This window comes from Roseovarius salinarum (assembly GCF_002834145.1).
Classification (GTDB): Bacteria; Pseudomonadota; Alphaproteobacteria; order Rhodobacterales; family Rhodobacteraceae; genus Roseovarius; species Roseovarius salinarum.
On record NZ_PHNT01000018.1, the window covers coordinates 1 to 26,116 of the forward strand.

Annotated in this window: 24 protein-coding genes and 1 tRNA gene; 11 read left to right on the forward strand and 14 right to left on the reverse strand. The window is 68.3% G+C overall.

The window, feature by feature from the left end:
- Window positions 1-1,259 precede the first annotated feature (1,259 nt).
- From CEF10_RS14265 to CEF10_RS14275, 3 genes are all read left to right on the forward strand, one after another.
- Window positions 1,260-1,673 carry a hypothetical protein gene (locus CEF10_RS14265; protein ID WP_101068853.1) on the forward strand — a complete coding sequence of 138 codons (414 nt, stop codon included), beginning with the start codon at window positions 1,260-1,262 and terminating at the stop codon, window positions 1,671-1,673.
- Between the two features lie 321 nt (window positions 1,674-1,994).
- The gene (locus CEF10_RS14270; protein WP_101068854.1) at window positions 1,995-2,345 is read left to right on the forward strand and encodes a hypothetical protein; all 351 of its coding nucleotides are present in this window, start codon (window positions 1,995-1,997) and stop codon (window positions 2,343-2,345) included.
- 25 nt (window positions 2,346-2,370) lie between these two features.
- Complete coding sequence (locus CEF10_RS14275) at window positions 2,371-2,733, forward strand: hypothetical protein (RefSeq protein WP_101068855.1); 363 nt, start codon at window positions 2,371-2,373, stop codon at window positions 2,731-2,733.
- A 405-nt stretch (window positions 2,734-3,138) separates the two neighbouring features.
- Here CEF10_RS14275 and CEF10_RS14280 read toward each other — a convergent pair whose 3' ends face one another.
- Window positions 3,139-5,415: an adenosylcobalamin-dependent ribonucleoside-diphosphate reductase gene (locus tag CEF10_RS14280; RefSeq protein ID WP_101068856.1), complete on the reverse strand. Its 2,277-nt coding sequence runs from the start codon at window positions 5,413-5,415 to the stop codon at window positions 3,139-3,141.
- A gap of 91 nt (window positions 5,416-5,506) precedes the next feature.
- On the opposite strand from CEF10_RS14280, the gene CEF10_RS14285 reads away from it, so the two are divergent.
- Together CEF10_RS14285 and CEF10_RS14290 are read left to right on the forward strand one after the other, a co-directional pair.
- Window positions 5,507-5,935, forward strand: coding sequence for a DUF1489 family protein (locus CEF10_RS14285; RefSeq protein WP_101068857.1), 429 nt, complete (start codon window positions 5,507-5,509; stop codon window positions 5,933-5,935).
- 259 nt (window positions 5,936-6,194) lie between these two features.
- Entirely contained in the window at window positions 6,195-6,785 is a 591-nt protein-coding gene (locus tag CEF10_RS14290; RefSeq protein ID WP_101068858.1) for an outer membrane protein, read from the forward strand.
- 62 nt (window positions 6,786-6,847) lie between these two features.
- Here CEF10_RS14290 and hisG read toward each other — a convergent pair whose 3' ends face one another.
- The 3 genes from hisG to hisS are packed head-to-tail and all read right to left on the reverse strand — an operon-like array spanning window position 6,848 to window position 10,115.
- Complete coding sequence (gene hisG / locus CEF10_RS14295) at window positions 6,848-7,543, reverse strand: ATP phosphoribosyltransferase (protein ID WP_101068859.1); 696 nt, start codon at window positions 7,541-7,543, stop codon at window positions 6,848-6,850.
- Complete coding sequence (locus CEF10_RS14300; RefSeq protein ID WP_101068860.1) at window positions 7,540-8,628, reverse strand: ATP phosphoribosyltransferase regulatory subunit; 1,089 nt, start codon at window positions 8,626-8,628, stop codon at window positions 7,540-7,542. The genes hisG and CEF10_RS14300 overlap by 4 nt, the downstream gene beginning before the upstream one ends.
- Complete coding sequence (gene hisS, locus CEF10_RS14305) at window positions 8,625-10,115, reverse strand: histidine--tRNA ligase (RefSeq protein ID WP_101068861.1); 1,491 nt, start codon at window positions 10,113-10,115, stop codon at window positions 8,625-8,627. Before hisS ends, CEF10_RS14300 begins: the two co-directional genes overlap by 4 nt.
- A 155-nt stretch (window positions 10,116-10,270) precedes the next feature.
- Between hisS and CEF10_RS14310 the strand changes: the two genes are divergently transcribed.
- The 3 genes from CEF10_RS14310 to CEF10_RS14320 all read left to right on the forward strand — a co-directional run bounded on the left by CEF10_RS14310 (window position 10,271) and on the right by CEF10_RS14320 (window position 14,837).
- Window positions 10,271-12,250, forward strand: coding sequence for a tetratricopeptide repeat protein (locus CEF10_RS14310; RefSeq protein WP_101068862.1), 1,980 nt, complete (start codon window positions 10,271-10,273; stop codon window positions 12,248-12,250).
- A gap of 223 nt (window positions 12,251-12,473) precedes the next feature.
- Entirely contained in the window at window positions 12,474-13,964 is a 1,491-nt protein-coding gene (locus tag CEF10_RS14315; RefSeq protein ID WP_101068863.1) for a SulP family inorganic anion transporter, read from the forward strand.
- 15 nt (window positions 13,965-13,979) lie between these two features.
- Window positions 13,980-14,837 carry a universal stress protein gene (locus tag CEF10_RS14320; RefSeq protein ID WP_101068864.1) on the forward strand — a complete coding sequence of 286 codons (858 nt, stop codon included), beginning with the start codon at window positions 13,980-13,982 and terminating at the stop codon, window positions 14,835-14,837.
- Window positions 14,838-15,049: 212 nt separating this feature from the next.
- On the opposite strand, the gene CEF10_RS14325 is transcribed toward CEF10_RS14320, so the two are convergent.
- Window positions 15,050-15,124 (reverse strand) — tRNA-Gln (locus tag CEF10_RS14325).
- A gap of 91 nt (window positions 15,125-15,215) precedes the next feature.
- A complete protein-coding gene (locus CEF10_RS14330) occupies window positions 15,216-15,722 on the reverse strand; it encodes an SH3 domain-containing protein (protein ID WP_101068865.1) in 507 nt (168 codons plus the stop codon).
- A gap of 110 nt (window positions 15,723-15,832) precedes the next feature.
- Here CEF10_RS14330 and CEF10_RS14335 point away from each other — a divergent pair, with 110 nt between their 5' ends.
- From CEF10_RS14335 to ggt, 3 genes are all read left to right on the forward strand, one after another.
- On the forward strand, window positions 15,833-16,819 hold the full coding sequence (locus CEF10_RS14335; RefSeq protein ID WP_101068866.1) for a 2-hydroxyacid dehydrogenase: 987 nt from the start codon (window positions 15,833-15,835) through the stop codon (window positions 16,817-16,819).
- Between the two features lie 93 nt (window positions 16,820-16,912).
- Complete coding sequence (locus tag CEF10_RS14340) at window positions 16,913-17,341, forward strand: hypothetical protein (protein WP_232796522.1); 429 nt, start codon at window positions 16,913-16,915, stop codon at window positions 17,339-17,341.
- Window positions 17,342-17,378: 37 nt separating this feature from the next.
- On the forward strand, window positions 17,379-19,160 hold the full coding sequence (ggt, locus tag CEF10_RS14345; RefSeq protein ID WP_101068868.1) for a gamma-glutamyltransferase: 1,782 nt from the start codon (window positions 17,379-17,381) through the stop codon (window positions 19,158-19,160).
- 8 nt (window positions 19,161-19,168) lie between these two features.
- On the opposite strand, the gene CEF10_RS14350 is transcribed toward ggt, so the two are convergent.
- The 8 genes from CEF10_RS14350 to CEF10_RS14385 form a co-directional block, all read right to left on the reverse strand.
- Window positions 19,169-20,050, reverse strand: coding sequence for an SH3 domain-containing protein (locus tag CEF10_RS14350; RefSeq protein WP_101068869.1), 882 nt, complete (start codon window positions 20,048-20,050; stop codon window positions 19,169-19,171).
- A 63-nt stretch (window positions 20,051-20,113) separates the two neighbouring features.
- Entirely contained in the window at window positions 20,114-20,533 is a 420-nt protein-coding gene (locus CEF10_RS14355; protein ID WP_101068870.1) for a c-type cytochrome, read from the reverse strand.
- A 102-nt stretch (window positions 20,534-20,635) separates the two neighbouring features.
- Window positions 20,636-20,977: a carboxymuconolactone decarboxylase family protein gene (locus CEF10_RS14360; RefSeq protein ID WP_101068871.1), complete on the reverse strand. Its 342-nt coding sequence runs from the start codon at window positions 20,975-20,977 to the stop codon at window positions 20,636-20,638.
- A 75-nt stretch (window positions 20,978-21,052) separates the two neighbouring features.
- The gene (locus CEF10_RS14365; protein ID WP_101068872.1) at window positions 21,053-21,712 is read right to left on the reverse strand and encodes a DUF938 domain-containing protein; all 660 of its coding nucleotides are present in this window, start codon (window positions 21,710-21,712) and stop codon (window positions 21,053-21,055) included.
- Window positions 21,712-22,788, reverse strand: a complete 1,077-nt coding sequence (locus CEF10_RS14370; protein ID WP_101068873.1) for an NAD(P)/FAD-dependent oxidoreductase — start codon at window positions 22,786-22,788, stop codon at window positions 21,712-21,714. The genes CEF10_RS14365 and CEF10_RS14370 overlap by 1 nt, the downstream gene beginning before the upstream one ends.
- Window positions 22,785-23,720, reverse strand: a complete 936-nt coding sequence (locus CEF10_RS14375; protein WP_101068874.1) for an aldo/keto reductase — start codon at window positions 23,718-23,720, stop codon at window positions 22,785-22,787. The genes CEF10_RS14370 and CEF10_RS14375 overlap by 4 nt, the downstream gene beginning before the upstream one ends.
- A gap of 182 nt (window positions 23,721-23,902) precedes the next feature.
- Window positions 23,903-24,196, reverse strand: coding sequence for a hypothetical protein (locus CEF10_RS14380; RefSeq protein ID WP_101068875.1), 294 nt, complete (start codon window positions 24,194-24,196; stop codon window positions 23,903-23,905).
- 823 nt (window positions 24,197-25,019) lie between these two features.
- Entirely contained in the window at window positions 25,020-26,096 is a 1,077-nt protein-coding gene (locus CEF10_RS14385) for a BMP family ABC transporter substrate-binding protein (protein ID WP_101068876.1), read from the reverse strand.
- Between the last annotated feature and the right edge of the window lie 20 nt (window positions 26,097-26,116).

Below are 26,116 nucleotides of genomic sequence, written 5' to 3' on the forward strand. Positions count from 1 at the left end.
GCTGTAATCGGACCGGTGTTCGCGATACAGACGAACGCCGCGCTCGCGGAACTCGGCCGTGTATGTCGGGGTGTGCTTCTTCTTCGATTCCATAACGGTCATCCTCTGAGAGTTTTACCCTCTCGGAAACCCGGGGCGGTTCACTTCGGTCGCCGGCGGCTCTGTGCAACTGTTCCAAAGCCCATGAGGCTCGGTCGACCTGCCGGGTGGCTGTGATAAGGTGGGCGACCGCGTCGTCGATGTCGAAAGGGGAGGCTTCAAAGCCTACCGTGACGTGACTGCCCATCTGACGAGACGGTGGAACACCTCACCGCAGACGCCATGAAATCCGATGGCGACGACGAAACGGTTGGACAGCGGCAGCTACCGAAATAGCACGCTAAGCCAAGCCACCCGCCGCGGGCGGCGGGGGAACTATGCGGGCAAACCTTTTGCGGCACTGCGCGCGCCGACGCGCCCGGAGCGTCGCCTCCGGCGGGCGCCAACCTGCCATGTTGGAATTTTCGGTTGCCGATGTCGGCGTCGGGGCGTTTCCTCAGAGTAAGAAACGAGCGCCACCGCGCTCGTGGTCGTCTCCCGTCGGTGGCCGGGACTTCGAAGACAGCCGAGGCAGCCTTCTCTGACAGACGAGATGGGAATTCGTCTCGGATGCACGTTGTCGCCTCCGCTCATGCGGATGCCACCACCTTTGGGGAATGATCAGCTCCCCGCAGCGCGCTGCGTTTTCGGTGATGCACAACAATGTTCACGAGCGTCCAGTCGTGCTGGATGTCGCGCTGCCTCCTTTCTCTTGGCTCATCGTACGGTCCTGTATGGCATCCTCATGCCCGTCCGTCATGCAGAGGACATGGAACGATCAAGTTTAGTCAGAAACATTTTCTCGCCGGAAAGCCACGAATACCGGTCCGGACTTCGCTGAGACGGCCCTCATGATCCCTGTTTGTGTTCCGGAGGCGGCGTCCGATAAGGACGCAGGTGACATCCTTCGGGTGAGGGACGCCCGGGTGTCCGGGGCAAGGTCGTCATTCGGCGTTATGGGGCCGATTGACGACCTTGGCAGAGGAATTCTCATCCTTGCCGATTAGGGCCAAAGTTTTTTCTTCGTGCCATCGGCTCTTGGCCAATCTCCATATCGGGGGGGCGGACACAACGGCCATTCAGCCCGGGCCAGAAGAAGGAGCGACATCCCGAGAAACGCCATGCGGACAGGCTTGACACTGCCACGATCGGCAGATGCGCAACAAACAGGAGGACCCACCATGCTGCGCAAGCTACCTACAACGACTCTGTCCGCAGACCAGCAACTCGCTACCGTCCGCGCGCATTTCGCTGAGCACGGAACCGCCCTGTGCAACGCCACGGGGCTGATCGACGGGGATGCCGGAACAGCCCGCGTTCTGCGCCTCATGTCCGCGTTGCGCGAAGCGTCCCGCCTCGACCGGGCGACGCGGCGCAGATTGGTCGACCTGCATCGGCTCCTGTCCCTCGATCCGGTTGGCGATGATCTCGAACCCTACCTGTCGTCCTGGGTTCTCCTCGACCCCGCCAGCCCCGAAGTGGAAGAGCTCTGCCTGCTCACCGATCGGCTCTATGACCTCTTGGTCGAGATCGGAGAACTGGACGAAGAGCGGGATGCGCTGGCGCTCGCCTTCCGGGAGCAAGTCGTGGCCTGAAACGCAAGGCCGGCCATGCTCGATCTGTGCGGCCGGCGTCATGACTCGGGGCGAACGCGAAGCCTGAAGCCTGTCTCCGCACCGACGCACGACTTGTGCTGCGGTGCGGGGCGGGGCCTGAGAAAAAATCATGCGCCCGGCAAATTTCTTCTTCGTCGTCCACAAGAACGACCAATGTTCTTTTCACCAGCAGCCAAGACCAGCCTTTGGGACCAACGCAAAGGAACCTGCCGAACCCCGCCCATCTCCCGCGACGGAACATGACGCCGATGAAACAGGCACACCAGCACCGTTTCCGCACCGCATGAAAGGGAGATTATCATGCTCAACACCACCACCCTGGATCCTGCTGAGGTTCGCCTCGGCGCCGCCTACGCGGTGGAGCAGCACCTGCGCCGCCACGGTGCAAGTCTTTGCGACCTGCTCGACGCGCTCGACGATTCCAGCGGGTTCGCGGCGTTCTGCGACCTGCATGGCGCCTTTGGGCAGCCGGTTCCGAAGGTCGATGCCGTCGAGGCGGCGCTGCGCGACATCCTGCGCGTGCTGGCCGATCAGATGCCATCGTCGCTCGACCGGATCGGTCATGAACGGGGCCTGCCGGCCTCAGACATGACCCTCTGGCATGGCGCACGCGTCAGCGAGCTTCTCGCACGGTTCCACCATGCGGAGTGAGGCCGGGGCACGCTGTGCCCTCCAGATGGCGCGGGCGCACCGCCTGAGCGTCTTTCCCGATGAATTCGGCATGGAGCAGGACATCTGCGACAGCACGCTCTGGCTCATCGAGAATTTTCGCCTTCGGTCGGTGCTCGTCTGGGTTGATCGGCACTACACGAAATGTGGGCGACAGATCGCGGGTGTCACCGTCATGACATCGCCCAGAAATCCGGCTCGACTGACCCGAGCGGCACACGAGGCATTCCTGGCGCTGGGCTACGAGATCGAAAACACCGGAGCAGATACCTACGGACATCAATTCTGTGACGGCTATCATTCGCGGCACGAAGCCTTGCAGGCCTGTGCGCGCATTGAGGGCGCGTTGGGCAGTTGGCGATCACCGTAAGGGATAAATGAAATCATCGACGAAGGGCGGCGAAAGCCGCCCTTTTTTCATTTGTAATTAAATGCCTACCCGATATTGAGCTTCAACTTCATGATCAGACCTCGAAACGGTGGCTGACGCACTCATCATGGCGAACTGGCAAACCGCAACGGGTGCGTACAAGCCGAGCAGTGCTACCGGCCATAACCAAACCCAAGAACAATCTCGAAAAGCGTTTCTGTCACCTGTTTTCCGGCTCCCAATACTCCCTGGACAGAGGCAAACCTGCGTTCACGCCAAAAACAGCAGAAATATTGGAAAATCGAGCCTGTACGCCCGATGGACCTCATTTGCTTGCGAAATGGACATTTCAACCCCGCCGGTGGCCACTAACTGGTAGTGGGCATACTTCTCCGCAACGACAGGTCAGCTACATTTCGAGTGGCCGCAGCTTGCGCAGGTCATGCAGCCCTCGATCATGCGCATGTCGTATTGGCCGCAGGCGGGACAGGCCGGGCCCTTGGGCCCCTCCAGGTTCACGACCTGGGCCCTGGGGTCGGTTTTCAGGCCCAGGCCCTCGCCCTCTAGGAAGCCGATGGAGATCATGTGCTGCTCGAGTATCCCGCCGATCGCCGCGAGGATCGAGGGGACGTATTTGCCGTTCATCCACGCGCCGCCGCGCGGGTCGAACACCGCCTTGAGTTCCTCGACCACGAAGCTCACGTCGCCGCCGCGCCTGAACACCGCCGAGATCATCCGCGTCAGCGCCACCGTCCACGCGAAATGCTCCATGTTCTTGGAGTTGATGAAGACCTCGAACGGGCGCCGCCGACCGCCCAGGACGATATCGTTGACGGTGATGTAGATCGCGTGGTTGCTGTCGGGCCACTTGAGCTTGTAGGTCGCGCCCTCCAGTTCCGTGGGCCGTTCCAGCGGCTCGGACATGTAGACGACATCGCCGCCTTCCTCGGGGGGCGCGCCGGTCTCGCCCGGCAGCGCCTCGTCGTCTTCCTCCACGCTCAGCACGCTGCCCGTCACCTCGTTGGGCCTGTAGGTGGTGCACCCCTTGCAGCCCGTCTCGTAGGCCTGGAGGTAGACATCCTTGAAATCGGCGAACGAGATGTCCGCGGGCACGTTGATCGTCTTGGAGATCGAGGAATCCACCCAGGGCTGCGCGGCCGCCTGCATCATGACGTGCGCCTCTGGCGCGAGCGTCTGGGCGTTGACGAAATGCTCGGGCAAAGGCGCGTCGCCGAACTTTTCGCGCCAGACCTGCACGGCGTAATCCTCGACCTCCTCCTCGGTGCGCGAGCCGTCGTTCTGCAGCACCTTCCGGGTGTAGCCATAGGCGAACACGGGCTCGATTCCCGAACTGACGTTGCCGGCATAAAGGCTGATCGTGCCCGTCGGGGCGATCGAGGTGAGCAGCGCGTTGCGGATGCCGCTGCCGCGCACGGCCTCGCGCACGTCCTCGTCCATCCGCCGCATGGTGTCGGAGGCAAGGAACGGCTCGGCGTCGAACAGGGGGAAGGCCCCCTTTTCCCTGGCCAGATCCACCGAGGCAAGGTAGGCCGCCCGCTGGATCGCGTGCAGCCAGTCCGCCGTCTGCCGCGCCGCCGCGTCCGAGCCGTAACGCAACCCGAGCATCAGCAGCGCGTCGGCCAGCCCCGTCACGCCGAGGCCGATGCGCCGCTTGGCCCGTGCCTCGCGCGCCTGCGCCTCCAGCGGGAACCCGGACACGTCCACCACGTTGTCCATCATCCGCACCGCGGTCCGCACCAGCGCATCCAGTTCGTCCGGGTCCACTGCCGCCGTGTCCTCGAAGGGCGCGCGCACCAGGCGCGCAAGGTTGATCGAGCCCAGCAGGCACGCGCCGTAGGGCGGCAGTGGCTGTTCGCCGCACGGGTTCGTCGCGGCGATCTCTTCGCAGTAGTGCAGGTTGTTGGCGGCGTTGACGCGATCGATGAAGATGACGCCCGGTTCGGCGTAATCGTAGGTCGCCTGCATGATGCGGTTCCACAGGTCGCGTGCCTGCACCGTGTGATAGACCCTTTCGCCGAAGGTCAGCTCCCACGCGCCGTCGGCCTTCACGGCCTCCATGAAGGCGTCGGTGACCAGGACGGACAGGTTGAACATGCGCAACCGCGCGGAATCGGCCTTGGCGGCGATGAAATCCTCGATGTCGGGGTGGTCGCAGCGCATGGTGGCCATCATCGCGCCACGGCGGCTGCCGGCCGACATGATCGTGCGGCACATCGCGTCCCAGACGTCCATGAAGGACAGCGGCCCGCTGGCGTCGGCGGCCACGCTTCTGACCTCGGCCCCCTTGGGGCGGATCGTGCTGAAGTCATAGCCGATGCCGCCGCCCTGCTGCATGGTCAGCGCCGCCTCGCGCAGGTTGTCGAAAATGCCGCCCATGTCGTCGGGGATCGTGCCCATGACGAAGCAGTTGAACAGCGTCACCTGCCGGCCCGTTCCGGCGCCCGCGGTGATCCGGCCGGCAGGCAGGAAGCGGAAATCCTCCAGCGCCGCGTAGAAGGCGTCCTCCCAGGTGTCCGGGTCGGCTTCGGGCGCGGCGAGCGCGCGCGCGATGCGCCGCCACGTGTCCTCGACGGTCTTGTCGTGGACCGTGCCGTCGAGATCCTTGAAGCGGTACTTCATGTCCCAGATGGACTCGGCGATCGGGGCGGCGAAACGGGTCATGGCGCGATTCCTGTATCCGGCAGGGCAACCACAATAGCTTGAAGACGGACTCATTTCCACTACCCTATCTGGCAATGACCGGGAGAATCGCATGGCACCGCTGCATCTGATCAAGCTCAGCGCCGGCAGTGACAGTGTCGAAAGCCTGACCGCCTGGCAGGCGGGGGCACGGGCCAAGGGGCCGGACGGGCTGCCACGTCACGTCACCCGGATGTGGCCCAAGCGCGCCGCGGACCTGCTCGACGGCGGGTCGATCTACTGGGTTGTCAAGGGGCTGGTGCAGTGCCGCCAGCGCATTCGGCGCCTCGACGAGGTGACGGGCGGCGACGGCATCCGCCGCTGCGCCATCGTTCTGGACCCGGAAATCGTGCGCACCGTCAACGCCCCGCGCCGCCCGTTCCAGGGGTGGCGATACCTCAAGCCGCAGGATGCCCCGGCCGACCTGCCCCGCCACCGGCAGGAAGAGGATCACCTGCCGCCCGAACTTTCGGCCGCGCTGGCCGAGATCGGCGTCGTCTGATCGGTCTGATTGCCGGCGCGCCGGGTGCAGTCGGCAGACCGCCGCGCAATCCTGCCCGGCCGTGAGCGGGATCGCGCCGGAACGGGGGGCATCACGGCCTTGCTCAGCAAGTCGTGAACGAGACGGGGGCCGCGTCGGTTTGAGATCGCCGGGCAACGTGCCTATGTCCAGCCCCGAGCGGGACGAGACCGCGGGGCAACCGGCCCCGCCAAGAATGCGCCCGTGATCGCGAACGCATACAGGACAAACGAGGAAACCGATGACCCACTTCAGCCGCGTGACATTCGCCGCAGCAGCCGGGGCGCTCGCCGCGGCGCCCGCCCTTGCCGGCACGATGGAAAAGCCCGCGCCGCAGCCCGAAATCCAGACGCCGGCCCCGGCGATGACATCGACAGACTGGACCGGCCCCTACGTGGGCGGCCAGATCGGGTTCGGCGACGTCGACACCAGCGCCCCCGGCGTGTCCGGCGATGGCGCGCTGGGCGGCATCACCTTCGGCTACGACCATGACTTCGGCAACTGGGTGTTCGGCGGCGGCGTCGACTACGACGTCACGGACATCACGATCGCGCCCGGGACGGACGTCGACAACATCTGGCGGGCCAAGCTGCGCGGCGGTTACAAGGTCGGCAGCGGGCTGATCTACGGCACCGGCGGTTTCGCCAACATCGACGTCGACACCGTCGGCGACGACGACGGCTATTTCATCGGCGGCGGCTACGAGCACATGATCACCGACCGGTTCAGCCTCGGCGGCGAGGTGCTCTATCACGAGGTCGACAACTTCGCCGGCACGCCAACAGACGTCGAGGCGACGACCGTGCAGATGCGCGGCCTGCTGCGCTTCTGAACTCGATCGCCCGGCCGGCCGCGCGGTGACGCGCCCGCGGCCGGCCCATCCTCAGCCGGCCATCAATCCACCTGCAACTGCACCAGCAGCCGCGTGATGGTCGCGCGGTCCGCCTCGGACAAGGGCGCTTCCCGCGACCGGAACAGCGTGGCCTGCGATTTCAGGATCAGCCCGTCGTCGAGCACCTTCAGATGATTGGCGCGCAGCGTGTCCCCGGACGAGGTGATGTCCGCGATGGCCTCGGCCGTTTCGTTCTTGACCGTTCCCTCGGTCGCACCCTGGCTGTCGACGAGGCGGTAGTCGGCAACGCCTCCCTCGCGCAGGAAATCGCGCGTCAGGCGGTGATACTTGGTCGCGATGCGCAAGCGAAAGCCGTGGCGCGCGCGAAAGGCGGCCGCGGCGCCGTCGAGATCGTCCAGCGTGGACACGTCGACCCAGGCCCTGGGCACCGCCAGAACAAGGTCCGCATGACCGAAGCCAAGTTCCGCCAGTTCGACGACGCGCGTGTCCCACCGGCCCAGCTTTTCGCGCACGAGGTCGGTGCCGGTCACGCCGAGGTGGATGCGGCCCGCGGCCAGCTCGCGCGGGATCTCGCCCGCCGACAGAAGCACCAGGTCGACACCCTCGATGCCCTCCACCACGCCGGCGTACTCGCGCTCCGACCCGGCGCGGCCCAGCCGGATGCCGCGCGCACCGAACCAGTCGAAGGTCTTTTCCATCAGCCGCCCCTTCGAGGGCACGCCCAGCTTCACGCTCATCCCGCGCCCCCCAGATCCAGCACCAGCCCGGGGCGGATGACGCCGCCCACGGCCGGGATCTCGCGGCCCTGCCCCAGCCGGCGGGTCAGCGCGTCGTAGCGCCCGCCACTGGCCACCGGGGGCAGGTCGGGCCGCCCCTCGGCGGTGAAGCCGAAGACGAAGCCGTCGTAGTATTCCATCTGCGCGCGGCCGTAGCTGGCCTCGAACTCCAGCGATTCCGGCGCGATCCCGCGGGCCGCCAGTGCATCCAGCCGCGCGGCCAGCCGATCCACCGCCGGGCCGATCGCTGCCATGTCCACGGCGATGTCGCGCAGCCGTTCCAGCGCGTTGTCGCTGGTCTCGCGCACGGCGAGGATGGCGTCGATCAAAGCGAGCTCGCCGTCGGAGACGGGCGGCGTTTCGGCGTCCGCGCGCAGCGCCTCGATCCGTCCCGCGATCTCGTCGCGGCCGCGCAGGCCGATCACGGGGCCGGCATCGGCAAATGGATCCGCGGCAGCCAGCACCGCGCGGCGGCTTTCGGGCACCGGCGCCCGGCCCGCGAACCGGTCCATCAGCGCGCGGAAGCGGCGCGGCCGCCAGATGTGCCGGCGCAGGGCGGCCTTGCGCCGCTCGGTCGTGCGCAGCCCCTCGACCGCCGCCGCCAGGATACCGATGTCACCGGTGGCCGCCCGCAGCCCCAGCGGCGCCAGCGTGTCGTGGATCAGCGCAAACACCTCGGCATCGGCGGCTTCTGGCGCGTCGCGCTCGAAGACCTCGAAGCCCACCTGAAGGTACTCGTTGGCACGCTCGGGGTCGTCCTCCTGCCGGCGGAAGACCTCGCCCGAATAGGTATAGCGGGCGGGCTCGGCGCCCTCGGCCATGTGCATCTGCACCACCGGCACGGTGAAATCCGGGCGCAGCATCTGCTCGCCACGCAGCGTGTCCGAGGTGACGTAGGCCCGCGCGCGGATATCCTCGCCGTAAAGGTCCAGAAGAACCTCGGCGGGTTGCAGGATGGTCGTTTCCACGGGCTGCGCGCCGGCGGCCTCGAACCGGGCCATCAGGCGCGCGGCCTCGCCCCGGGCGGCGGCGCGCGTGGCACTCATTGCTGCGAATCCAGCATCGCGCGCACGCGCTGGGCCAACTCGGCGCGCGGCACCTCGATCTGGCTGGGGCGTTCCTTCCACTCCTCCAGCGTCGCGGTCTCGGCGAGGCGCGCGCCAAGGATCAGGTCCTTGAGCTGCACGACCCCGCGGTCCTTTTCCTCGCCCCCCTCGATGACGGCCACCGGCGCGCCGCGCTTGTCGGCATATTTCATCTGGTTGCCGAAGTTCTTAGGGTTGCCGAGGTAGACCTCGGCGCGGATGCCCGCCGCGCGCAGCTCGGCCGCCATCGCCTGGTAGTCGGCCATGCGGTCGCGGTCCATCACGGTGACGACCACGGGGCCCCGTGCGGTGCCGCCCACGCGACCCTTCTCGCGCAGCGCGGCCAGCAACCGGTCCACCCCCACCGAGATGCCGGTCGCCGGCACCGCCTGCCCGGTGAAGCGCTTGACCAGGTCGTCGTAGCGCCCGCCCCCCGCGACCGAGCCGAACTGGCGCTTGCGCCCCTTGTCGTCGAAGATCTCGAATGTCAGCTCGGCCTCGAACACCGGGCCGGTGTAATACCCCAGCCCGCGCACGACGGAAGGGTCGATCTCGGCGCGGCCGGGGCCGAGGCCCTGTGCCTCCAGCAGCGCGGCGATCCGTTCAAGTTCGTCCACCCCTTCGGCGCCGACCGCGCTGTCGCCCACGGCGGCGCGCAGATTGGCCAGGGTCTCCCCTGCCGTGGTGCCCTTGGACGTCAGGAAGGCGACCACCGGGTCTGCCTTTTCGGGGGGCAGGCCCACGCCCTCGATGAAGGCGCCCGAGGCGTCCTTGCGGCCCTCGCCCAGAAGCTGGCGCACACCGGCCTCTCCGACCTTGTCGAACTTGTCGATGGTGCGCATGACGGCGGCGCTGCGGTCCTCGTCGCCGGCCAGGCCCATCGCCTCCAGCACGCCGTTGAGAACCTTCCGGTTGTTCACCCGGATGATGTAATCCCCGCGGGGGATGCCCACGGCCTCCAGCGTCTCGGCCAGCATGGCGCAGATCTCGGCGTCGGCGGCCACGCTGGGGGCGCCCACGGTGTCCGCGTCGCACTGGTAGAACTGGCGGTACCGGCCCGGCCCCGGCTTCTCGTTGCGCCACACCGGGCCCATGGCATAGCGGCGGTAGGGCGTGGGCAGGTCGTTGCGGTGCTGGGCATAGACCCGGGCCAGCGGCGCCGTCAGGTCGTAGCGCAGCGCCAGCCACTCGCCCGTCTTGCCATCCTCTCCCTCTTCCTGGAAGGCGAAGACGCCGTCGTGCGGGCGGTCCACGTCGGGCAGGAACTTGCCCAGCGCCTCGACGGTCTCGATCGCGCTGCTTTCCAGCGCCTCGAACCCGTAGTGACGGTAGACGCGCGCGATGGCGTCGAGCATCTCGGCGCGCTCGGTCACCTCGGCGCCGAAGTAGTCGCGGAAGCCCTTGGGCGTCTCGGCCCTGGGACGTGGCGTCTTTTTCTGTTTGGCCATGCGGTCTGGTCCGTCCGGATGCTGTACGCGCGCCCCGTGTATCCGAGCCCGCCCACGGGGGCAAGGCAGCGGCGGGTCCGTGCCGGGCGCTGTCACAGGTGTTTCAAATACGGCCGCTATGCCCACCCGACACGGGGCAGCGCGCGGGGCGAGGAATGACGGAACCACGGAACGTTTGGGCGGCGGCGGGGCGGCTGTGTACGGTTCTGGCCACGCTGGGTATTGCCGCGGCACCGGTCTTTGCAGAGCCGGACCCGCGAACCGCCGAGATCCTTGCCAGCCATGACATCGACATCACGCGGGGGGCGGCGGCAGGCTACGTGCCCGATGAAACCTGCGCGCAGTGCCACGCCGACAAGGCCGAGAGCTTTTCCGAGATCGGGATGGCCAAGAGCTTCTACCGGCCGTCGCCGGACAAGGTGATCGAGGATTTCTCGGCGCTCCCGTATCACCATGCCGAAAGCGACCGATACTACACGATGGAGCTGCGCGACGGGGCCTACTGGTTCTCGCGCTACACCCGCGCGCCCGACGGTGGAAAGACCGACGTCTTCGAGGAAAGGGTCGACTGGATCCTCGGTTCCGGCAACCATTCGCGCATCTACCTTTACCAGACGCCCGACGGCGCGCTCTTCCAGATCCCGCTGGCGTGGTATTCGCAGGAGGGCGTCTGGGCGATGTCGCCGGGGTTCGAGTTCAAGCAGCACCCGGGCGTGCAACGCACCATCGACCGGCGCTGCATGGCCTGCCACAACGCCTACCCTGAGGTGCCCGAGGAGGCGGGCCGGATGGGCATGCCGGCCGTCTATCCCGCCGAACTGCCCGAGGGCATCGGCTGCCAGCGCTGCCACGGCCCCGGCGCCGCGCATGTGGCTGCCGCGCTGACAGCAAGGGACGGGATCGAGCCGGTGCGCGACGCCATCGTGCACCCCGGCAAGCTGCCGCGCGAGGAACTCCACAGCATCTGCTACGGCTGTCACATGCAGCCCAATGTCACCGTCAGCTCCCAGTTGCGGCTGGGGCGCGGGCATTATTCGTTCCGTCCGGGCGAGAAGGTGCAGGACTTCATCGCGCACGTCGACATCGCCGATGCCGACCGCGCGCAGCACGAGCGGTTCGAGATCAACCACCATCCCTACCGCATGGAACAAAGCGCGTGCTTCACGCAAAGCGACGGGCAGCTGGGCTGCCTGACCTGCCACGACCCCCACGTCAAGATCCGGCCGGACGAGCGTGCCGAACACTATCGCGACGCCTGCCTGAGCTGCCACACCCTCGACGATGAAGGCCTGCCGCTGATGCAGGCCGCCGGCGCGCGCCACCCCGAGATCGCCGACAGCGCCGATTGCACGACCTGCCACATGCCGAAGCGGCGCACGCAGGACGTCGTCGAGGTTACCATGACCGATCACATGATCCAGCGCGCGCCGCCGCCCGCGGCGGACCGGCTGGCCCCGCTGGACAGCAAGCCCGTGGATGTCGCGGGCGTGCACCTGGCCGACATCGCCGCCGACGTGGTGCCCGAACGCGAGGCGCTGATCCTCACCCTGAAGGCCATCCTGAGGTTCACCCAGGGCCGGGCGGACTATGCCAGCGACGATCTCGCCCGGGTCCTGCGCCAAACGGGCAGCCGCGATTACGAACCGTGGCTCACCCTGCTGCAGGCGTATATCCAGCAGCGGGAATACGGCAAGGCGCGGCAAGTCGCGGAGCCCGCGCTTTCGCTGGCGCCCGGAAACCCTCAGGTGGTCACGGGTGCTGCCGTCGCGCTTTTCGCGACCGGCACGCGCGACAAGGCGATCGGCATGTTGACGGACCTGCTCGGCCAGCGGCCGCGCGATGTCTATCCACGGGTGACCCTTGCGCGCCTTCTGGCCGCGCAGGGACGGCTCGACGAGGCCTCTGCCCATCTTGACCGGGTCGTCGCGTTGCGCCCCAACCACCTGCAGGCGTGGAACCTGATCGCTGCTCTGGCCCAGCGCAGGGGCGAGCACACGCGCGCGATCGAGGCGTATCTGACGGCGCTCGAAATCGAACCCGCCGCCCACCGCATCCGGCAGCGGACGGTGCGCGCCCTGCGCGGCGCAGGCCGCGACGCCGAGGCCGCCGCGCACGCCGCCCGCCTGCCGCGGTGAACGCGGCCCGACGCGGCACCACGCCGCAGGTGCGCCGCGCCCGTGCACAACCGGACGGTTGGCATTGTTCGCCTGCGCGTCTATACGCCTGCCCGAAGCTCCTCGCGCCGGCACAGACCCCGGACCGGCGGGCGCCCGGCCGCATCTCGACCGGACAACCCACAACCGACGTCAAGAACAAGACCGCGGGCATCGCCTTGCGGCCCATGGATACCGCGCTTTCATGTTTTCAATTTCACGCTACCGCCGCCAGTGGACCGACAACATCCGCGGCGACCTCCTTTCCGGGCTCGTCGTCGCGCTGGCCCTGATTCCGGAGGCCATCGCCTTTTCGATCATCGCCGGGGTCGACCCCAAGGTCGGCCTTTACGCCAGCTTCTCCATCGCCGTCATCACCGCCATCACCGGCGGGCGGGCCGGCATGATCTCGGCGGCCACCGCCGCGACGGCGGTGCTGATGATCACGCTGGTGAAGGATCACGGGCTGCAATACCTGCTGGCGGCCACGGTGCTGGCGGGGCTGATGCAGATCGGCGCGGGCGCGCTGAAGCTGGGCTACGTCATGCGCTTCGTGTCGCGCTCGGTCATGACGGGGTTCGTCAACGCGCTGGCGATCCTGATCTTCATGGCGCAGCTGCCCGAACTCGACCCGTCGCGCGTGCCGCCTCTGACCTATGCGCTGGTCGCCGGGGGGCTGGCCATCATCTATCTGTTCCCGCGGCTGACCACCGCCGTGCCCTCGCCGCTGGTCACCATCGTCGTGCTGACCGCCCTGACCGTCGTCATGGGATGGGAGGTGCGCACCGTCGGCGACATGGGGCAGTTGCCCGACACGCTGCCCGTCTTCCTGGTCCCCGACATCCCGCTGACGTTCGAGACGCTGCGGATCATCTTTCCCTATGCGCTGGCGGTGGCCGTGGTGGGGCTGCTGGAAAGCCTGATGACCCAGCAGATCGTCGACGACCTGACCGACACCGGCAGCGACCGCAACCAGGAATGCATCGGCCAGGGCCTGGCCAACACCGCCACCGGTTTCATCGGCGGCATGGCCGGCTGCGCCATGATCGGCCAGTCGATGATCAACGTGAAGTCGGGCGGCCGCGGCCGGCTGTCGAGCTTCGCCGCGGGCGTCTGCCTGCTGATCATGGTGGTGGCGCTTGGCGACATCGTGGCGATCATCCCGATGGCCGCGCTGGTGGCGATCATGATCATGGTGTCGATCGGCACCTTCTCGTGGTCCTCGATCAGGAACCTGCGCGACCATCCGCGCTCGTCCTCGATCGTGATGCTGGCCACGGTGGTCTTCGTGGTCTACACGCACAACCTGGCCATCGGCGTGCTGGTGGGCGTGCTTCTGTCGGGCATCTTCTTCGCCTGGAAGATCGCGCAGCTGTTCCGCGTGCGCACCGAGATCACGCCCGACGGCAGCCACCGCACCTATTTCGTGGAGGGCCAGCTTTTCTTCGCCTCGTCCGAGGATTTCATGAACGCCTTCGATTTCAAGGAAGCCCCCGAGAAGGTCACCATCGATGTCAGCCAGGCGCACATCTGGGACATCTCGTCGGTCGCCGCGGTGGACATGGCCGTGCTCAAGTTCCGGCGCGAGGGCGCGGACGTCGAGATCGTGGGAATGAACGCGGCCTCCGAAACCATCGTCGACCGGCTGGCGATACACGACAAGCCCGGCGCCATGGACCGGCTGCTGGGCCACTGAAGGGAACACCGGAAAATGACAACGAACACACTCATCGCCCTGGTCGACGGCTCGGCCTATTCCGAAAGCGTGTGCCACCACGCCGCCTGGATCGCGGGGAAGAACGGCTGGAAGGCGAAGGTCTACCACGTCATGGGCCGCCGCGAGGGCGCCGACAAGCAGGACCTGAGCGGGGCGATCCGCCTCGGCGCGCGCTCGCGGCTGCTCGAGCAGCTGTCGGAACTGGACGCGGAACGCTCGAAGCTGGCACACGAGCACGGACGCGCGATCCTTGAGGACGCCAAGTCAATCATCGCCGGGCACGGCGAGATCGAGGTGGAAAGCCGTCTGCGCCATGGCGACCTTGTCGAAACGGTGATCGAGAAGGAAGACCGCGGCGACATGATCGTGATCGGAAAGCGCGGCGAGGCCGCCGGGCTGGCGATGGAGCATCTGGGCTCCAACCTCGAACGCATCGTGCGGGCCAGCCACAAGCCGGTGTTCATCGCCAACCGCGCATACCGGCCCATCGAGAAGGTGCTGGTGGCCTTCGACGGCGGGGCCTCGTCGCTCAAGGCGGTCGATTACATCGCCCGCAGCCCGTTGTTCGCGGGCCTTGACGTGACCCTGGTCTTCGCGGGCAAGGAAACGCCGGAGATACGCAAGGCGCTCGACGGGGCCATGGCGACCCTGAGGTCGGGCGGTTTCACGGCCGATACCGCCATCCGCGACGGCGAACCGGAAAAGGTGCTGGCGCAGATCACGGCGCTGGACGAACACGAACTTCTGGTCATGGGCGCTTACGGCCATTCACGCGTGCGGTCGCTGATCATCGGCTCGACGACGACCGAAATGGTCCGGTCCTGCCGCGTGCCCGTCCTGATCATGCGGTGAGCGAGGACCCGCGCCGGCCCGCCCCTTGGATCCGACGAAGGGCCCCGGTCGAGGGCATCGACCGCGACCCGGCGGCATGTCGCAACCCGCGCCACCGCTGCCGCGGCACCCTGGCCGTGCGGAACCCGGCCCGGGCACGGTGCTTCACCGTCGGGGCCGCGTCACCTTCGGGCGGTGCCGGCCCGTGAATGTGATGTTCGTTCGGGAAAGCGTGGCTGGGGTGGTAGGATTCGAACCTACGATACACGGTACCAAAAACCGCTGCCTTACCACTTGGCTACACCCCAACGGTGCCGCGCTGATTACTCCGGTCGTGCGGGCGTTTCAAGGGCGGAATGTCGAAAAATTTGCCGCCCCTCCGCCGCTGCGGCCGCGCCATCAGTCACGCAGTTCGTCGGGGTCCACGCCCCAGAGATCCGCCTTCGGCGCCCAACCGTCGTAACCGGCCGCACTCAGCGAACACCAGTCACGTTGGCACGCCCCCAGCTGCGCGATGACCCCCAGTTCGAGCCGCACCACGGGTCGCGCATCCGGCGCGGGACGACTGCGCAGCGCGAGCATGTCGCGTTCGGCGATCACGGTGCGTGTGCCCGACAGAAGCGAGTAGTGCACCCAGCCCCCTGCCCCGTCGCGGTCGCGCACGCGGCGCCAGTGCCCGTGTTCGGCGGTGATCTTCAGCGGCACGCCCGATCGCTTGAACACCCAGTCTATCCGGTGTGTCAGGCTGGGTCCGCGGCGCACGTTGCCCTCGCCGGCCTTCATCGAGACGTAGCGGGGCAGCGGCAGGTTGGTCACGGGGCCGCGATCGGCCGCGCGGGCCGGGCCGCACAGCACGATCAAACCCGCACACAAGATCGCGGAAAGCGGGATGGCCGCCGGTTTCATTGTCTCTATCCGAATTCTGCCCAAGAACGCGCCGGGGTTCTTGTGCCCCGCTGTCACATGCGCCACTGTGCCAGCGACGCGCGGGATTGCAAAGCACAAGGAGGGCCTGGATGTCATCGGAACGCCTGAGTGTTGTCGTTACGCGACGCTTGCCCGAGCCGGTCGAAACCCGGCTGACCGAGCTGTTCGACGTCACCCTGCGCGAGGATGACACGCCGATGAGCCGCGAGGAACTGGTCGAGGCGATCAAATCCGCCGATGTCCTCGTGCCGACGCTGAACGACACCATCGACGCCGGTCTCATCGGCCAGGCGGGCGAGCGTCTGAGGCTGATCGCCAACTACGGCGCGGGCGTGGACCACATCGACATGGCCACCGCGCGCCAGCATGGCATCCTTGTCTCGAGCACACCCGGCGTGACGGCCGAGGATACCGCCGACATGGCGATGGCGCTGGTTCTTGCCGTGACCCGGCGCATCCCCGAAGGACTAGCCATGATGCAGTCGGGCGCGTGGCGCGGCTGGTCGCCAACCGCGTTGCTGGGCGGGCGCGTGGCCGGGCGGCGCCTGGGCATTCTCGGCATGGGCCGGATCGGGCAGGCGGTGGCGCGGCGCGCACAGGCCTTCGGGATGCAGATCCACTATCACAACCGGCGGCGCCTGCGCCCCGAGATCGAGGAGGAGTTCGGGGCGACCTACTGGGAAAGCCTCGACCAGATGGTGGCGCGCATGGACGTGCTCAGCATCAACTGTCCGCACACGCCCTCGACCTTCCATCTGATGAACGCACGGCGACTCAAGCTGATGAAGCCCGAGGCGGTGATCGTGAACACCTCTCGCGGCGAGGTGATCGACGAGAACGCGCTGACCCGGATGCTGCGCTCGGGCGAGATCGCGGGCGCGGGTCTGGACGTCTATGAGCGCGGGACCGAGGTGAACCCGCGCCTGCGGGAACTGACGAACGTCGTGCTGCTGCCGCACATGGCCTCGGCCACGACCGAGGGCCGCATCGAGATGGGCGAAAAGGTGATCCTGAACATCAAGACGTTCCAGGACGGCCACCGCCCGCCCGACCAGGTGGTGCCGTCAATGCTCTGACGTCTTTCCGCGGATCCTTCACCTGATCGTGATTGCCGAAACGGGCAAAGCCTGTGCAAACTCGTGATCAGGCGCCACGCAGGGGGATGCGCGATGGGACGATCTGGAACACTGGGACTTGCCCTCGGGGGGCTTATGGCGCTTTGCCTGCTGGCCGTCCCGCAAGGGGCACGGGCCGACAGCTGCTGGACGCACAACGGCTCGATGATGCGGCTGCAGGCGCAAGGGCAGAACCGCTGGCTGGTCTACGAGGCGCCCCGGCAGGCACTGTGGAGCGCCGGGGTGGGGCGCGGCACGCTGCTGTTCAACGGACGCAACACCGGCGACTGGTATTCCGGTCTGGCGCGGGTGTTTTCCAGCGCCTGCCCGGGCAACCCGCTGGAATACCACGTCGAGGGGCCGGTGCGGCGGAACCCGTTGCGCATCGTCATGCGAGGCACGCGGGAGGTGCACCGCAACTGCGTGAACACCGGGCGCGTGACCACCGACGAACTGGTCTTTGTCTATTCCCACGATTGCTGACGGGCGCCGCGCGCCCGACCGGAAGGAGAGGTTCGCGATGAAAACCTGGCTTGCCTTCGTCACGGCGGCGCTGGTGGCGCTGCCCTGCAACGCCCAACAGGCCGCCGACACGCACGCGCCCGAGGGCCCCGGCGCGGGCCGGGTCGCCACCTCGGCCGCGGTGGACGCCGCGCAGGCGGCCAAGGCCGCGGGCCGGCCGGCGCGTGCCGACGACTGGATGGTTTCGGCGGCGAACCCGCACGCGGTGGCCGCAGGCGCGCGGGTGCTGCGCAACGGCGGCACGGCCGCCGACGCGATGGTGGCGGTGCAGGCGGTGCTGGGCCTGGTGGAACCGCAAAGCTCCGGGCTGGGCGGCGGCGCCTTCCTGGTCTGGCATGACGGCGAAACCGGCGAGATGACGACGCTGGATGGCCGTGAAACCGCGCCGCTGGCGGCCACGCCGCGGCTGTTCCAGGACGACGCGGGCGAACCGCTCGACTTCTTCGAGGCCGTGGTCGGCGGCCGGTCGGTGGGCGTGCCGGGCACGCCCGCGCTGATGAAGGCCGCGCATGACCGCTGGGGGCGCACCGACTGGGCGGGGCTGTTCGACGACGCGATCGGGCTGGCCGAGGATGGCTTCACGGTCAGCCCGCGGCTCTCGGGCATGGTGGCGATGGACGCCCTGCGGCTGTCACGGTTCGCGCCAACGCGCGACTATTTCCTGCCGGATGGTTCGCTGCTCGAGGTGGGCGATACGCTGCGCAACCCCGCCTACGCCGACACGCTGGAACGGCTCGCCGCGGAAGGGCCGCAAGCGATCTACGCCGGCCCCATCGCCCGCGACATCGTGGAAACGGTGCGTGGCGCGCCGGGAAATCCCGGCCTGCTGACCGAAGCCGACCTCGCGCTTTACAAGGTCAGGGAACGCGCGCCGGTCTGCGCCGCCTACCGCGCCTACGAGATCTGCGGCATGGGCCCGCCGAGTTCCGGCGGGCTGACGGTGGGGCAGATCATGGGAATGCTCGAACCCTTCGACCTTGCCAAGCTGGGCCCCGACAGCCCCCGCGCCTGGCGGCTGATCGGGGATGCCAGCCGATTGGCCTTCGCCGACCGCGCCCGCTACATGGCCGACAGCGACTACGTGCCGGTGCCGGTGGAGGGGCTTCTCGATCCCGCCTACCTGCGCAAGCGCGCTCGGCGGCTGGAAAGCGGCGCCCGTCTCGAGAGCGTGGCGCCGGGCGAGCCGGAATTCGACCACGCGCTGAACTGGGCCGACAACGCCTCGATGGCGCGCCCCTCGACCTCTCACGTCTCGATCGTGGACGGCGACGGCAACGTGCTGTCGATGACCACGACGATCGAGAACGCCTTCGGTTCGCGGCTGATGGTCCGCGGCTTCCTGCTCAACAACGAACTGACTGATTTCTCGTTCCGCTCGCACCGCGACGGCCGACCGGTGGCCAACCGCGTGGAACCGGGCAAGCGGCCGCGCTCGTCCATGGCGCCCACCATCGTGCTGAGGGACGGAAAACCGGTTCTGGCCGTGGGCAGCCCCGGGGGCAGCCGGATCATCGGCTACGTGGTCAAGGCGCTGGTGGCGCATCTCGACTGGGAGATGGACGTGCAGCAGGCCACCGCCACGCCCAACCTCGTCAACCGCTTCGGGCCCTTCGATGTCGAGGCTGGACCGGCAGCCAACGCGCTGGCCGCGGCGCTGGCCGACAAGGGCTACGAGGTGCGCCGGCGCGCCATGGTGTCGGGGCTGCACGCCATCGCGCTGGGTGACGCGCTCACCGGCGGGGCCGATCCCCGCCGCGAGGGCGTGGCGCTGGGCCAATAGGCGCGCCGTCAGTCCACCCGCAGCGACGACGCGCGGTTGTTCAGCCCCGGACCAAGCCGCCATGTGTCGGCGGTGAGCGTCCGGCAGAAGGCGCGCATGTAAGTGTCGGTACACAGCCGCACCCGCGCGCCGCCGCGCAACCGTACCGAGGTGATCCGATCGTCCGCGCGCGGCGGCAGAACGTTGACCGTGCCTTCCCGCCGGCAGAAGTATTCCCCGCTATAGCCGGGCCCGTCGTAGAAACACGCCTGCCGGAATTCGGGCAGGCTGCCGGTGTAGACCCGCAGCGAGGAGACGTTGTTGTTCAGGAACGGACCGAGGCGCGCCTCGCTCGTGGTCAGGTCACGGCAGAAGGCGCCCATGTGCCGGTCGGCGCACAGCCGCACCCTGGCATCGCCGAACAGCCGCACCGAGGTGATCCTGTCGTTCTTGCGCGGGCCCAGAACGTTTTGCGTTCCCACGCCGCGGCAGTAGTGTTCACCGGTGTAGTCTGGCCCGTCGTAGAAACACGCGCGGTCGCGGCCGGGTCCGGGGAACCGCCGGTCGCCGCAGGTGATCGAAAAACGCGGCCCGTCGGGGCCGATGACAAGCTGGAAACTGCAGTCGTCCCCCGGCAGCGGGATGCCCGGCGCCGCCGTCAGGTAGCGCGCGGACACCCATCCGTCCGGTCCGGGATGTTGGACAAAGCACCACCCGCTGGCGCGACAATCCTGCATGTCGACGACTTCGCCGGCACGAAGCGTGTCGATCACGCTGTATTCCGTGCCCGGCCCCGCGCGAACGTTCAGCGCGACGGTGGCACGCGCCTCGGTCGCCGCGGCGCTGCCGGCGAACCACAAGGTCGCCAGCAGCGCGACCACGACAGCGGCGGCGAGTTTCGGAAGGGTCATCCTGATCTCCTTCGGACCGTCCCGGCCGCGCCCGCGGCGTCACCGGCGAACCGGCGGGCCGCGTCAGTTCTCTTGAAGCGTGGACAGGTATTCGACCAGCGCGAGGATGCGCGTCTCGACGTAGGCCCTGTTCTTCGACCCTAGGTGCAGCGGGCCGAATTCCTGAATTGCACGACCGGTATAACGTTGCCCCCATGCGGGCATCTCCGAGGTCCCGTGGGGACCCACGTCGACCGAGTTGCGGATCACGTCACGCACCCGCTCGACGGGAAAGACACCGCCGTTTTCCTTTTGAAGCATGCGCAAATCGGGCGGCGCGGTGGTCATGAAGGCCGCCATCACGCCGTTGCCGTCGCCGGCCTCGCCGTGGCACTGGGCGCAGCTGTTCATGTATTCCGCCTCTCCGAGCGTGACCTCCTCGGCACTGGCGCTGCCGGCGGCAACGGCCACGGCCGCCACGGCGGCAATCGGCTTGATGACCATTTCGTCCCTCCCTCAGGTGTATGCACGGACCAAGGGTACGCGGCATTCCCGGCCCCGGGCATTAACCCGGATCAAGGAAGGGACGTATCGCGTCCGCACGCCTCAGCCCGTTTCGGCGAGCGCGTCGTAGCAGGCGAGGGCCTTGGCGGCGTACATCATCGACGGCCCCCCGCCCATCTGGATCGTCATGCCCAGGACCTCGGCAACCTCTTCGCGCGTGGCACCGCATTTGATCAGCGTCTCGACGTGGAACATGATGCAGGCCTCGCACTTGGTGGCCACCGCGATCCCCAGCGCCACGTATTCCTTGGCCTTGTAATCGACGGCGCCGGCGTCCTTCACCGTCTTGCCCAGCGCGCCGAAGGCGCGGGTCGTTTCCGGCAAGGCAGTGTTGAGGTTGCGCACCTCCGACTTCGTGTCGGCGAATTTCTCGGTCCAGTCCATGCGGGCATCCTTTCGCGATTGCTTGGCTATCGCCCGCCTCAGAGCATGCCGCGCCGCCCCGGTCCTTGATTTCGATCAGCCGGGCCGCCGGGCCACGATGGACAGATTGTTGGCTGGCATTTCCACCACGTCCACCAGCACCAGCCCCGCCTCGTGAACCCAGTCCACCACGTCGAAATCATCCTTGTAGCCGATCCCGGGGTCCTGCGCGCGCAGGCTGGCGTCGAAACGCGCATCGCCGTCCGAGGTGGCCTCGCCGTCGCGAAGGAAGGGGCCATAGACGATGAACCGCCCCCCGGGCGCCAGCGCCTGCGCGGCCTCGGCCACGATGGTGCGCGCCTCCGCCTCGCCGATCAGGTGGAACAGGTTGACCAGAAGCACCAGGGCCTGGCCCGCGTGCGCCGCCCCCCAGCCGGGGGCGGTGGCATCAAGGTGGATCGCCGGATGCAGGTTCGGCAGGCCGTCCCGCGCCGCCCAGGCGTCGATGCTGGCGCGGCGCTCGGCATCCACCTCGCTGGGCTGCCAGTCGAGATCGGGCAGCGCACGCGCGAAGGCCACCGCGTGCTGACCCGTGCCGCTGGCCAGTTCCAGCGCGCGGCCCGTGGCGGGTGCGTGATGACGCAACAACGCTGTAAGCGGGCCGGCGTTGCGCTCCGCCGAGGGCGCGTGCAGGCGCCCGTCGTCTCCGGGCTTCGCGACGGAGGCGGAATCGGGCAGGTTCAGGCGTCGGGACATCAGGCAAACCTTTTTGGGTCGAGGGCGGCGACGGCATCAGCGTCCATCTCCGGCGCGCGCCCGGTGACAAGATCCGCGGCCAGCCGGCTGGCCGCCGGCGCGGTCTGGAAACCGTAGCCCCCCTGCCCCGCGCACCAGAAGAACTGCGGCATCTCCGGGTCGCAGCCGATCACAAGCGCCCCGTCGGGCGAAAACGTGCGCAGGCCCGCCCAGTCGGCCAGCGGGCGCGTGACGGGTTCGGTCACCATCGCCTCGTAGCGCGCCAGACCCTCGGCCAGCACCATGTCGTCGGCCCAGGCATCGTGCGGTTCGGCCGGGTCGGCATCGGCGGGCGACACCAGCAACGCGCCGGCATCGGGCTTGCAATACCACGATTCGGCCACGCCGAGGGTCATCGGCCAGCCGCTGACGTCATGCCCGCCCGGCGCCCTCAGGCGCGCCATCGAGCGTCGCCTGGGCGTGAAGCCCAACGGCGCCACGCCCGCCATCTCCGCGATACGGTCCACCCATGCACCGGCCGCGTTCACCACCACGTCGGCCTCATGCGCGCCCTGCGGCGTGTCCACCCGCCAGCGACCGCCCGTGCGCGAAATCGCGGTCACCGGGGCCGACAGCTGCACCGCGCCGCCGTGCGCGCGCAACGAACGCGCGAAATCCTGGATCATGCGGTCGGTGTCCACGTCCCAGGCCTCTTCGTGAAAGGCAGCCGCCCCGAGTTTGTCCGGGTCCAGTATCGGCAGCCGCTCGATGGCCTCGGCCGGCGTGATCGCGCGGAGCTGCAGCGCCGCCATGTCGGCGGCCAGCGCCGCCTCGTCGCCCGTGCGCGCCACCACCATGAACCCGCGGGGCGTCAGGTAACCGCCGTTGGCCGCGTGATGGTAGGCGGCGCTGGCGCGCGACAGCGCCACGGTGGACGGCAGGCCGTAGTTGGCCTCGAACAGCGCGGCCGACCGGCCGGACGCGTGAAACCCCAGCGCCGCCTCGGCCTCGAGCAACGTGACGCGGGCGTCGGGCGCCAACCGCGCCGCCGCCGAGATCCCGGCGATCCCGCCGCCGATGACGATGACGTCGCTCATGCTTCCTCCAGCCGGTCGGTCGCGGGCGGCGGCGCCGGCGTCAACGCCGACAGCCGCGCGTAAAGGGTGTCGTCCATCGCGAAATCCGCAGCGGCCAGCGACGGCGCAAGCTGCTCGGCCGACCGCGCCGAGAGGATCGGCGCCGGACGCGCAGGGTGCCGGGCCACCCAGGCGGCGGCCAGGGTCGCCGCCCGCGTTCCCACGTCCCCGGCGATCCCCGCCAGCTTCCCGGCCGCCTCGTGCATCCAGCCGGGGCCGTAGCGCGCGGCATATCGCGTGTCCTCGGTCAGACGCCCCGCCTCGCCGCGCGCGTATTTGCCCGTCAGCAGCCCCCCCGCCAGCGGCGAATACGGCGCAACGGCCAGCCCCTCGGACCGGGCCATCGGCAGGATTTCCACCTCGGCCTGGCGCTTGACGAGGTTGTACATCGGCTGGGCGACCGCCAGCGGCAGGCCGACCTCGCGCGCGAGCCCAAGCGCCTTCATCGCCTGCCAGGCCGCGAAATTCGACACGCCCGCGTAGCGGATGCGCCCCGCCACGTGCAATTCGGCGAGCGCCTCGACGGACTCGCGCAGCGGCGTCCCGGGGTCGAACCGATGCAGGTACAGGATGTCGACCACGTCCATGTCCAGCCGCCGGCGCGACTCGTCGAACTGCGCCAGCAGGTTCTCACGGCCCGCGCCGCCGGTGTAGCCCGCCTTCGTCGCGACGATCAGCCCCGCGCGATGCGGCGCCGCGAACCGGCCCAACAGACGCTCCGCCGCGCCGTCGTTGTAGACATGGGCGGTGTCGAAATGATTGATCCCCGCCGCCAGGCAGGCCTCGAACATCTCGCGGCTGGCCGCCGCGTCGGCCCGGCCGCCGAACTGCATCGTGCCGAAGGCGAAGCGGCTCATCTGTGTGCCGTCGGGGCTGAGGACGTTCCGGCTCATGACCACATGATTGGCACGCCCCGCCCCCGGGTTAAAGCCCCCGGCATGCCGAAACGCCCGCCGGCTTCACCTTGGCCGAAATACTCCCGCCGGAGGCGCCCCGAGGACGCGGCCGCAGGCCGTGGACGAGACATGATGCGCGCGCGGCACGCGCGCTCCGCCGGGTCGGGCCCGCCGCGCGGTCAGGCGCGCGGCCCGGGCAGGAAGAGATGCCGGGTGCAATGGCGGTAAAGCATGATCTGCGCGGGCAGGATCCGGCTTTCGCCGGTGGCGCGTCCCGGCACCAGCGCGCCCTCGATGACGGTCGAGGCCATGTCGGCCTGCGCCTCCGGGTCGACGTCGCTTTTCGGCGGGAAGCAGGTGCGGATCTCGCCGGGAATCGCACCGAACCGGCGGCGCCACAGCCGGACGATCTCGTGGTTGAGCGCACGCACGCCCCGGTCGAACAGCCGCTCCGGGTAACAATAAGTGGCCACAAGTGGCCACGAGGCAACCGGGATGCCCGCCGGGCAGCTCCGCCATGGTCTCGGCAAGCAGCTTGAGCACGATCAGGGAACCGTGCACCGGATCTTCCGAAAGCTGTCGCCCGCGGGCGGACCGCTGCGGCCGTCTGCGGGCCACGCCCAAGCTACCGCACAGAAGGGTCGACATGCGACCGCAGCTGCAGGCCAACCGTTCCTGATGGGCGGCGGTATCGAGACGACACCGGTATTCCTCCAGGGCGTGGAGTTGCGCGATTTCGCGGCTTTCGAACTGTTCGAAACGGCCGAGGGGCGCATGCGGCTCGACGCCTGCTACCCGGTGCATGCCGGCGCTGAGCGTTTTAGGCGGCCGTTGCGGCACCGACACCCGCCGCATCGCGGCCATCGCGCGCATAGGAGGTTGAGCAAGGAGACGGATCACGCCAACCGGGATCGTGCTGGCCGCCCTGGGCACCGCGCCCGCAATTGCGCGCGATACCGCGAGGCCGGGGGCGGACGGCACCTCGTGCAGCCCGATCCCGCCACCCCCGAAGCCGACGTGCCCCACTGGCCGGGGCGGCGGGGCTTTCGCGCGCCCGCCCCTGGCAGAAATTCGTCCGCCCCGCCGATGCCCCCGCGCCGGAAGTGGCGACGGAATTCACCCTGCGCGAAGTGACGCCGAACGACGGATCACGGGGCCACCGCGCCCGCGTGCCGCGGCCACGGGGCGCAAAGCGCCAACATCGCCCACAGGTTACTGTCGCGCGCCCGGCGTTCAGGCAGACAAATGCCCCGGGCGTTGGCCGCCCGGGGCTGCAACGTCGGCAGGCGGACGGCCTTATTGCGGGATGTCGGCCTCCAGCCCCTCGACGTAGAAATCCATGCCCAGAAGCGTCTCGTCCGAGGCCGTCTCGCCCTCGGCCAGCCACGCCGAGCCATCCTTCTTCTTCAGCGGTCCCGTGAAGGGGTGGTACTCTCCGCTGGCCATCGACTCCTTCAGCGCCAAGGCTTCCTGCTTCACCTCGTCGGGAACGGCGTCGGTGATCTCGCCGATCTCGACCATCCCCTCGTCGATGCCGTGCCAGACCTGCTGGCTTTCCCAGGTGCCGTCCATCACCGCCTGCACCCGGTCGATGTAGTAAGGCGCCCAGTTGTCGATGATGGAACTCACGCGCGGGAACGGCTTGTACTCGGCCATGTCCGAGGCCTGCCCGAAGGTGACCACGTCGCCCGCCTTCTCGGCGGCCGCGTGCGGCGCGGTGGAATCGGTGTGCTGCAGGATCACGTCCGCGCCCTGCTCGATCAGCGCGGTGGCCGCGTCGGCCTCCTTGGCCGGGTCGAACCAAGTGTAGGCCCAGATGATCTTGAACTCCACGTCCGGGTTGGCCTCGCGCGCGTGGACGAAGGCCGAGTTTATGCCGCGGATGACTTCGGGAATCGGGTAGGAGGCGATGTAGCCGATGATGTCGGACTCGGTCATCTTGCCGGCGATATGGCCCTGCACCGCGCGGCCCTCGTAGAAGCGCGCGGAGTAGGTCGAGACGTTGGGCAGCGTCTTGTATCCGGTGGCGTGTTCGAACTTCACGTCCGGGAATTTCCTGGCCACCGTCAGCGTGGGTTCCATGAAGCCGAAGGAGGTCGTGAAGATCAGGTCGGCGCCCTGCAGCGCCATCTGCGTGATCGCGCGCTCGGCATCCGCGCCCTCGGGCACGCTTTCCTGGTAGACCGTCTCGACCTTGTCGCCGAAATGCTCCTCGACAGCCAGGCGGGCCTTGTCGTGTTCGTAGGTCCAGCCGCCGTCACCGATGGGCCCGACGTAGATGAAGCCCACCTTGGTGGGGTCGTCCTGTGCCGCGGCGGCGGTGGCAAGGCCGGTGGCCAGCCCCGCCGCGGCGAGCAATCCTTTGATGTTCATGGCAAGTCTCCCTGTTGACG

What these genes read in the sequence shown, in the direction of transcription:
- CEF10_RS14270 (WP_101068854.1), top strand. Translation starts at nt 1,995, where the DNA reads ATGCTCAACACCACCACCCTGGATCCTGCTGAGGTTCGCCTCGGCGCC.
- CEF10_RS14315 (WP_101068863.1), top strand. Translation starts at nt 12,474, where the DNA reads ATGTTTTCAATTTCACGCTACCGCCGCCAGTGGACCGACAACATCCGC.
- ggt (WP_101068868.1), top strand. Translation starts at nt 17,379, where the DNA reads ATGAAAACCTGGCTTGCCTTCGTCACGGCGGCGCTGGTGGCGCTGCCC.
- CEF10_RS14330 (WP_101068865.1), bottom strand. Translation starts at nt 15,722, where the DNA reads ATGAAACCGGCGGCCATCCCGCTTTCCGCGATCTTGTGTGCGGGTTTG.
- CEF10_RS14350 (WP_101068869.1), bottom strand. Translation starts at nt 20,050, where the DNA reads ATGACCCTTCCGAAACTCGCCGCCGCTGTCGTGGTCGCGCTGCTGGCG.
- CEF10_RS14360 (WP_101068871.1), bottom strand. Translation starts at nt 20,977, where the DNA reads ATGGACTGGACCGAGAAATTCGCCGACACGAAGTCGGAGGTGCGCAAC.
- CEF10_RS14310 (WP_101068862.1), top strand. Translation starts at nt 10,271, where the DNA reads ATGACGGAACCACGGAACGTTTGGGCGGCGGCGGGGCGGCTGTGTACG.
- CEF10_RS14300 (WP_101068860.1), bottom strand. Translation starts at nt 8,628, where the DNA reads ATGAGTGCCACGCGCGCCGCCGCCCGGGGCGAGGCCGCGCGCCTGATG.
- CEF10_RS14340 (WP_232796522.1), top strand. Translation starts at nt 16,913, where the DNA reads ATGGGACGATCTGGAACACTGGGACTTGCCCTCGGGGGGCTTATGGCG.
- CEF10_RS14355 (WP_101068870.1), bottom strand. Translation starts at nt 20,533, where the DNA reads ATGGTCATCAAGCCGATTGCCGCCGTGGCGGCCGTGGCCGTTGCCGCC.
- hisG (WP_101068859.1), bottom strand. Translation starts at nt 7,543, where the DNA reads ATGAGCGTGAAGCTGGGCGTGCCCTCGAAGGGGCGGCTGATGGAAAAG.
- CEF10_RS14265 (WP_101068853.1), top strand. Translation starts at nt 1,260, where the DNA reads ATGCTGCGCAAGCTACCTACAACGACTCTGTCCGCAGACCAGCAACTC.
- CEF10_RS14375 (WP_101068874.1), bottom strand. Translation starts at nt 23,720, where the DNA reads ATGAGCCGGAACGTCCTCAGCCCCGACGGCACACAGATGAGCCGCTTC.
- CEF10_RS14370 (WP_101068873.1), bottom strand. Translation starts at nt 22,788, where the DNA reads ATGAGCGACGTCATCGTCATCGGCGGCGGGATCGCCGGGATCTCGGCG.
- CEF10_RS14365 (WP_101068872.1), bottom strand. Translation starts at nt 21,712, where the DNA reads ATGTCCCGACGCCTGAACCTGCCCGATTCCGCCTCCGTCGCGAAGCCC.
- CEF10_RS14320 (WP_101068864.1), top strand. Translation starts at nt 13,980, where the DNA reads ATGACAACGAACACACTCATCGCCCTGGTCGACGGCTCGGCCTATTCC.
- CEF10_RS14285 (WP_101068857.1), top strand. Translation starts at nt 5,507, where the DNA reads ATGGCACCGCTGCATCTGATCAAGCTCAGCGCCGGCAGTGACAGTGTC.
- CEF10_RS14275 (WP_101068855.1), top strand. Translation starts at nt 2,371, where the DNA reads ATGGCGCGGGCGCACCGCCTGAGCGTCTTTCCCGATGAATTCGGCATG.
- CEF10_RS14280 (WP_101068856.1), bottom strand. Translation starts at nt 5,415, where the DNA reads ATGACCCGTTTCGCCGCCCCGATCGCCGAGTCCATCTGGGACATGAAG.
- CEF10_RS14335 (WP_101068866.1), top strand. Translation starts at nt 15,833, where the DNA reads ATGTCATCGGAACGCCTGAGTGTTGTCGTTACGCGACGCTTGCCCGAG.
- hisS (WP_101068861.1), bottom strand. Translation starts at nt 10,115, where the DNA reads ATGGCCAAACAGAAAAAGACGCCACGTCCCAGGGCCGAGACGCCCAAG.
- CEF10_RS14290 (WP_101068858.1), top strand. Translation starts at nt 6,195, where the DNA reads ATGACCCACTTCAGCCGCGTGACATTCGCCGCAGCAGCCGGGGCGCTC.
- CEF10_RS14385 (WP_101068876.1), bottom strand. Translation starts at nt 26,096, where the DNA reads ATGAACATCAAAGGATTGCTCGCCGCGGCGGGGCTGGCCACCGGCCTT.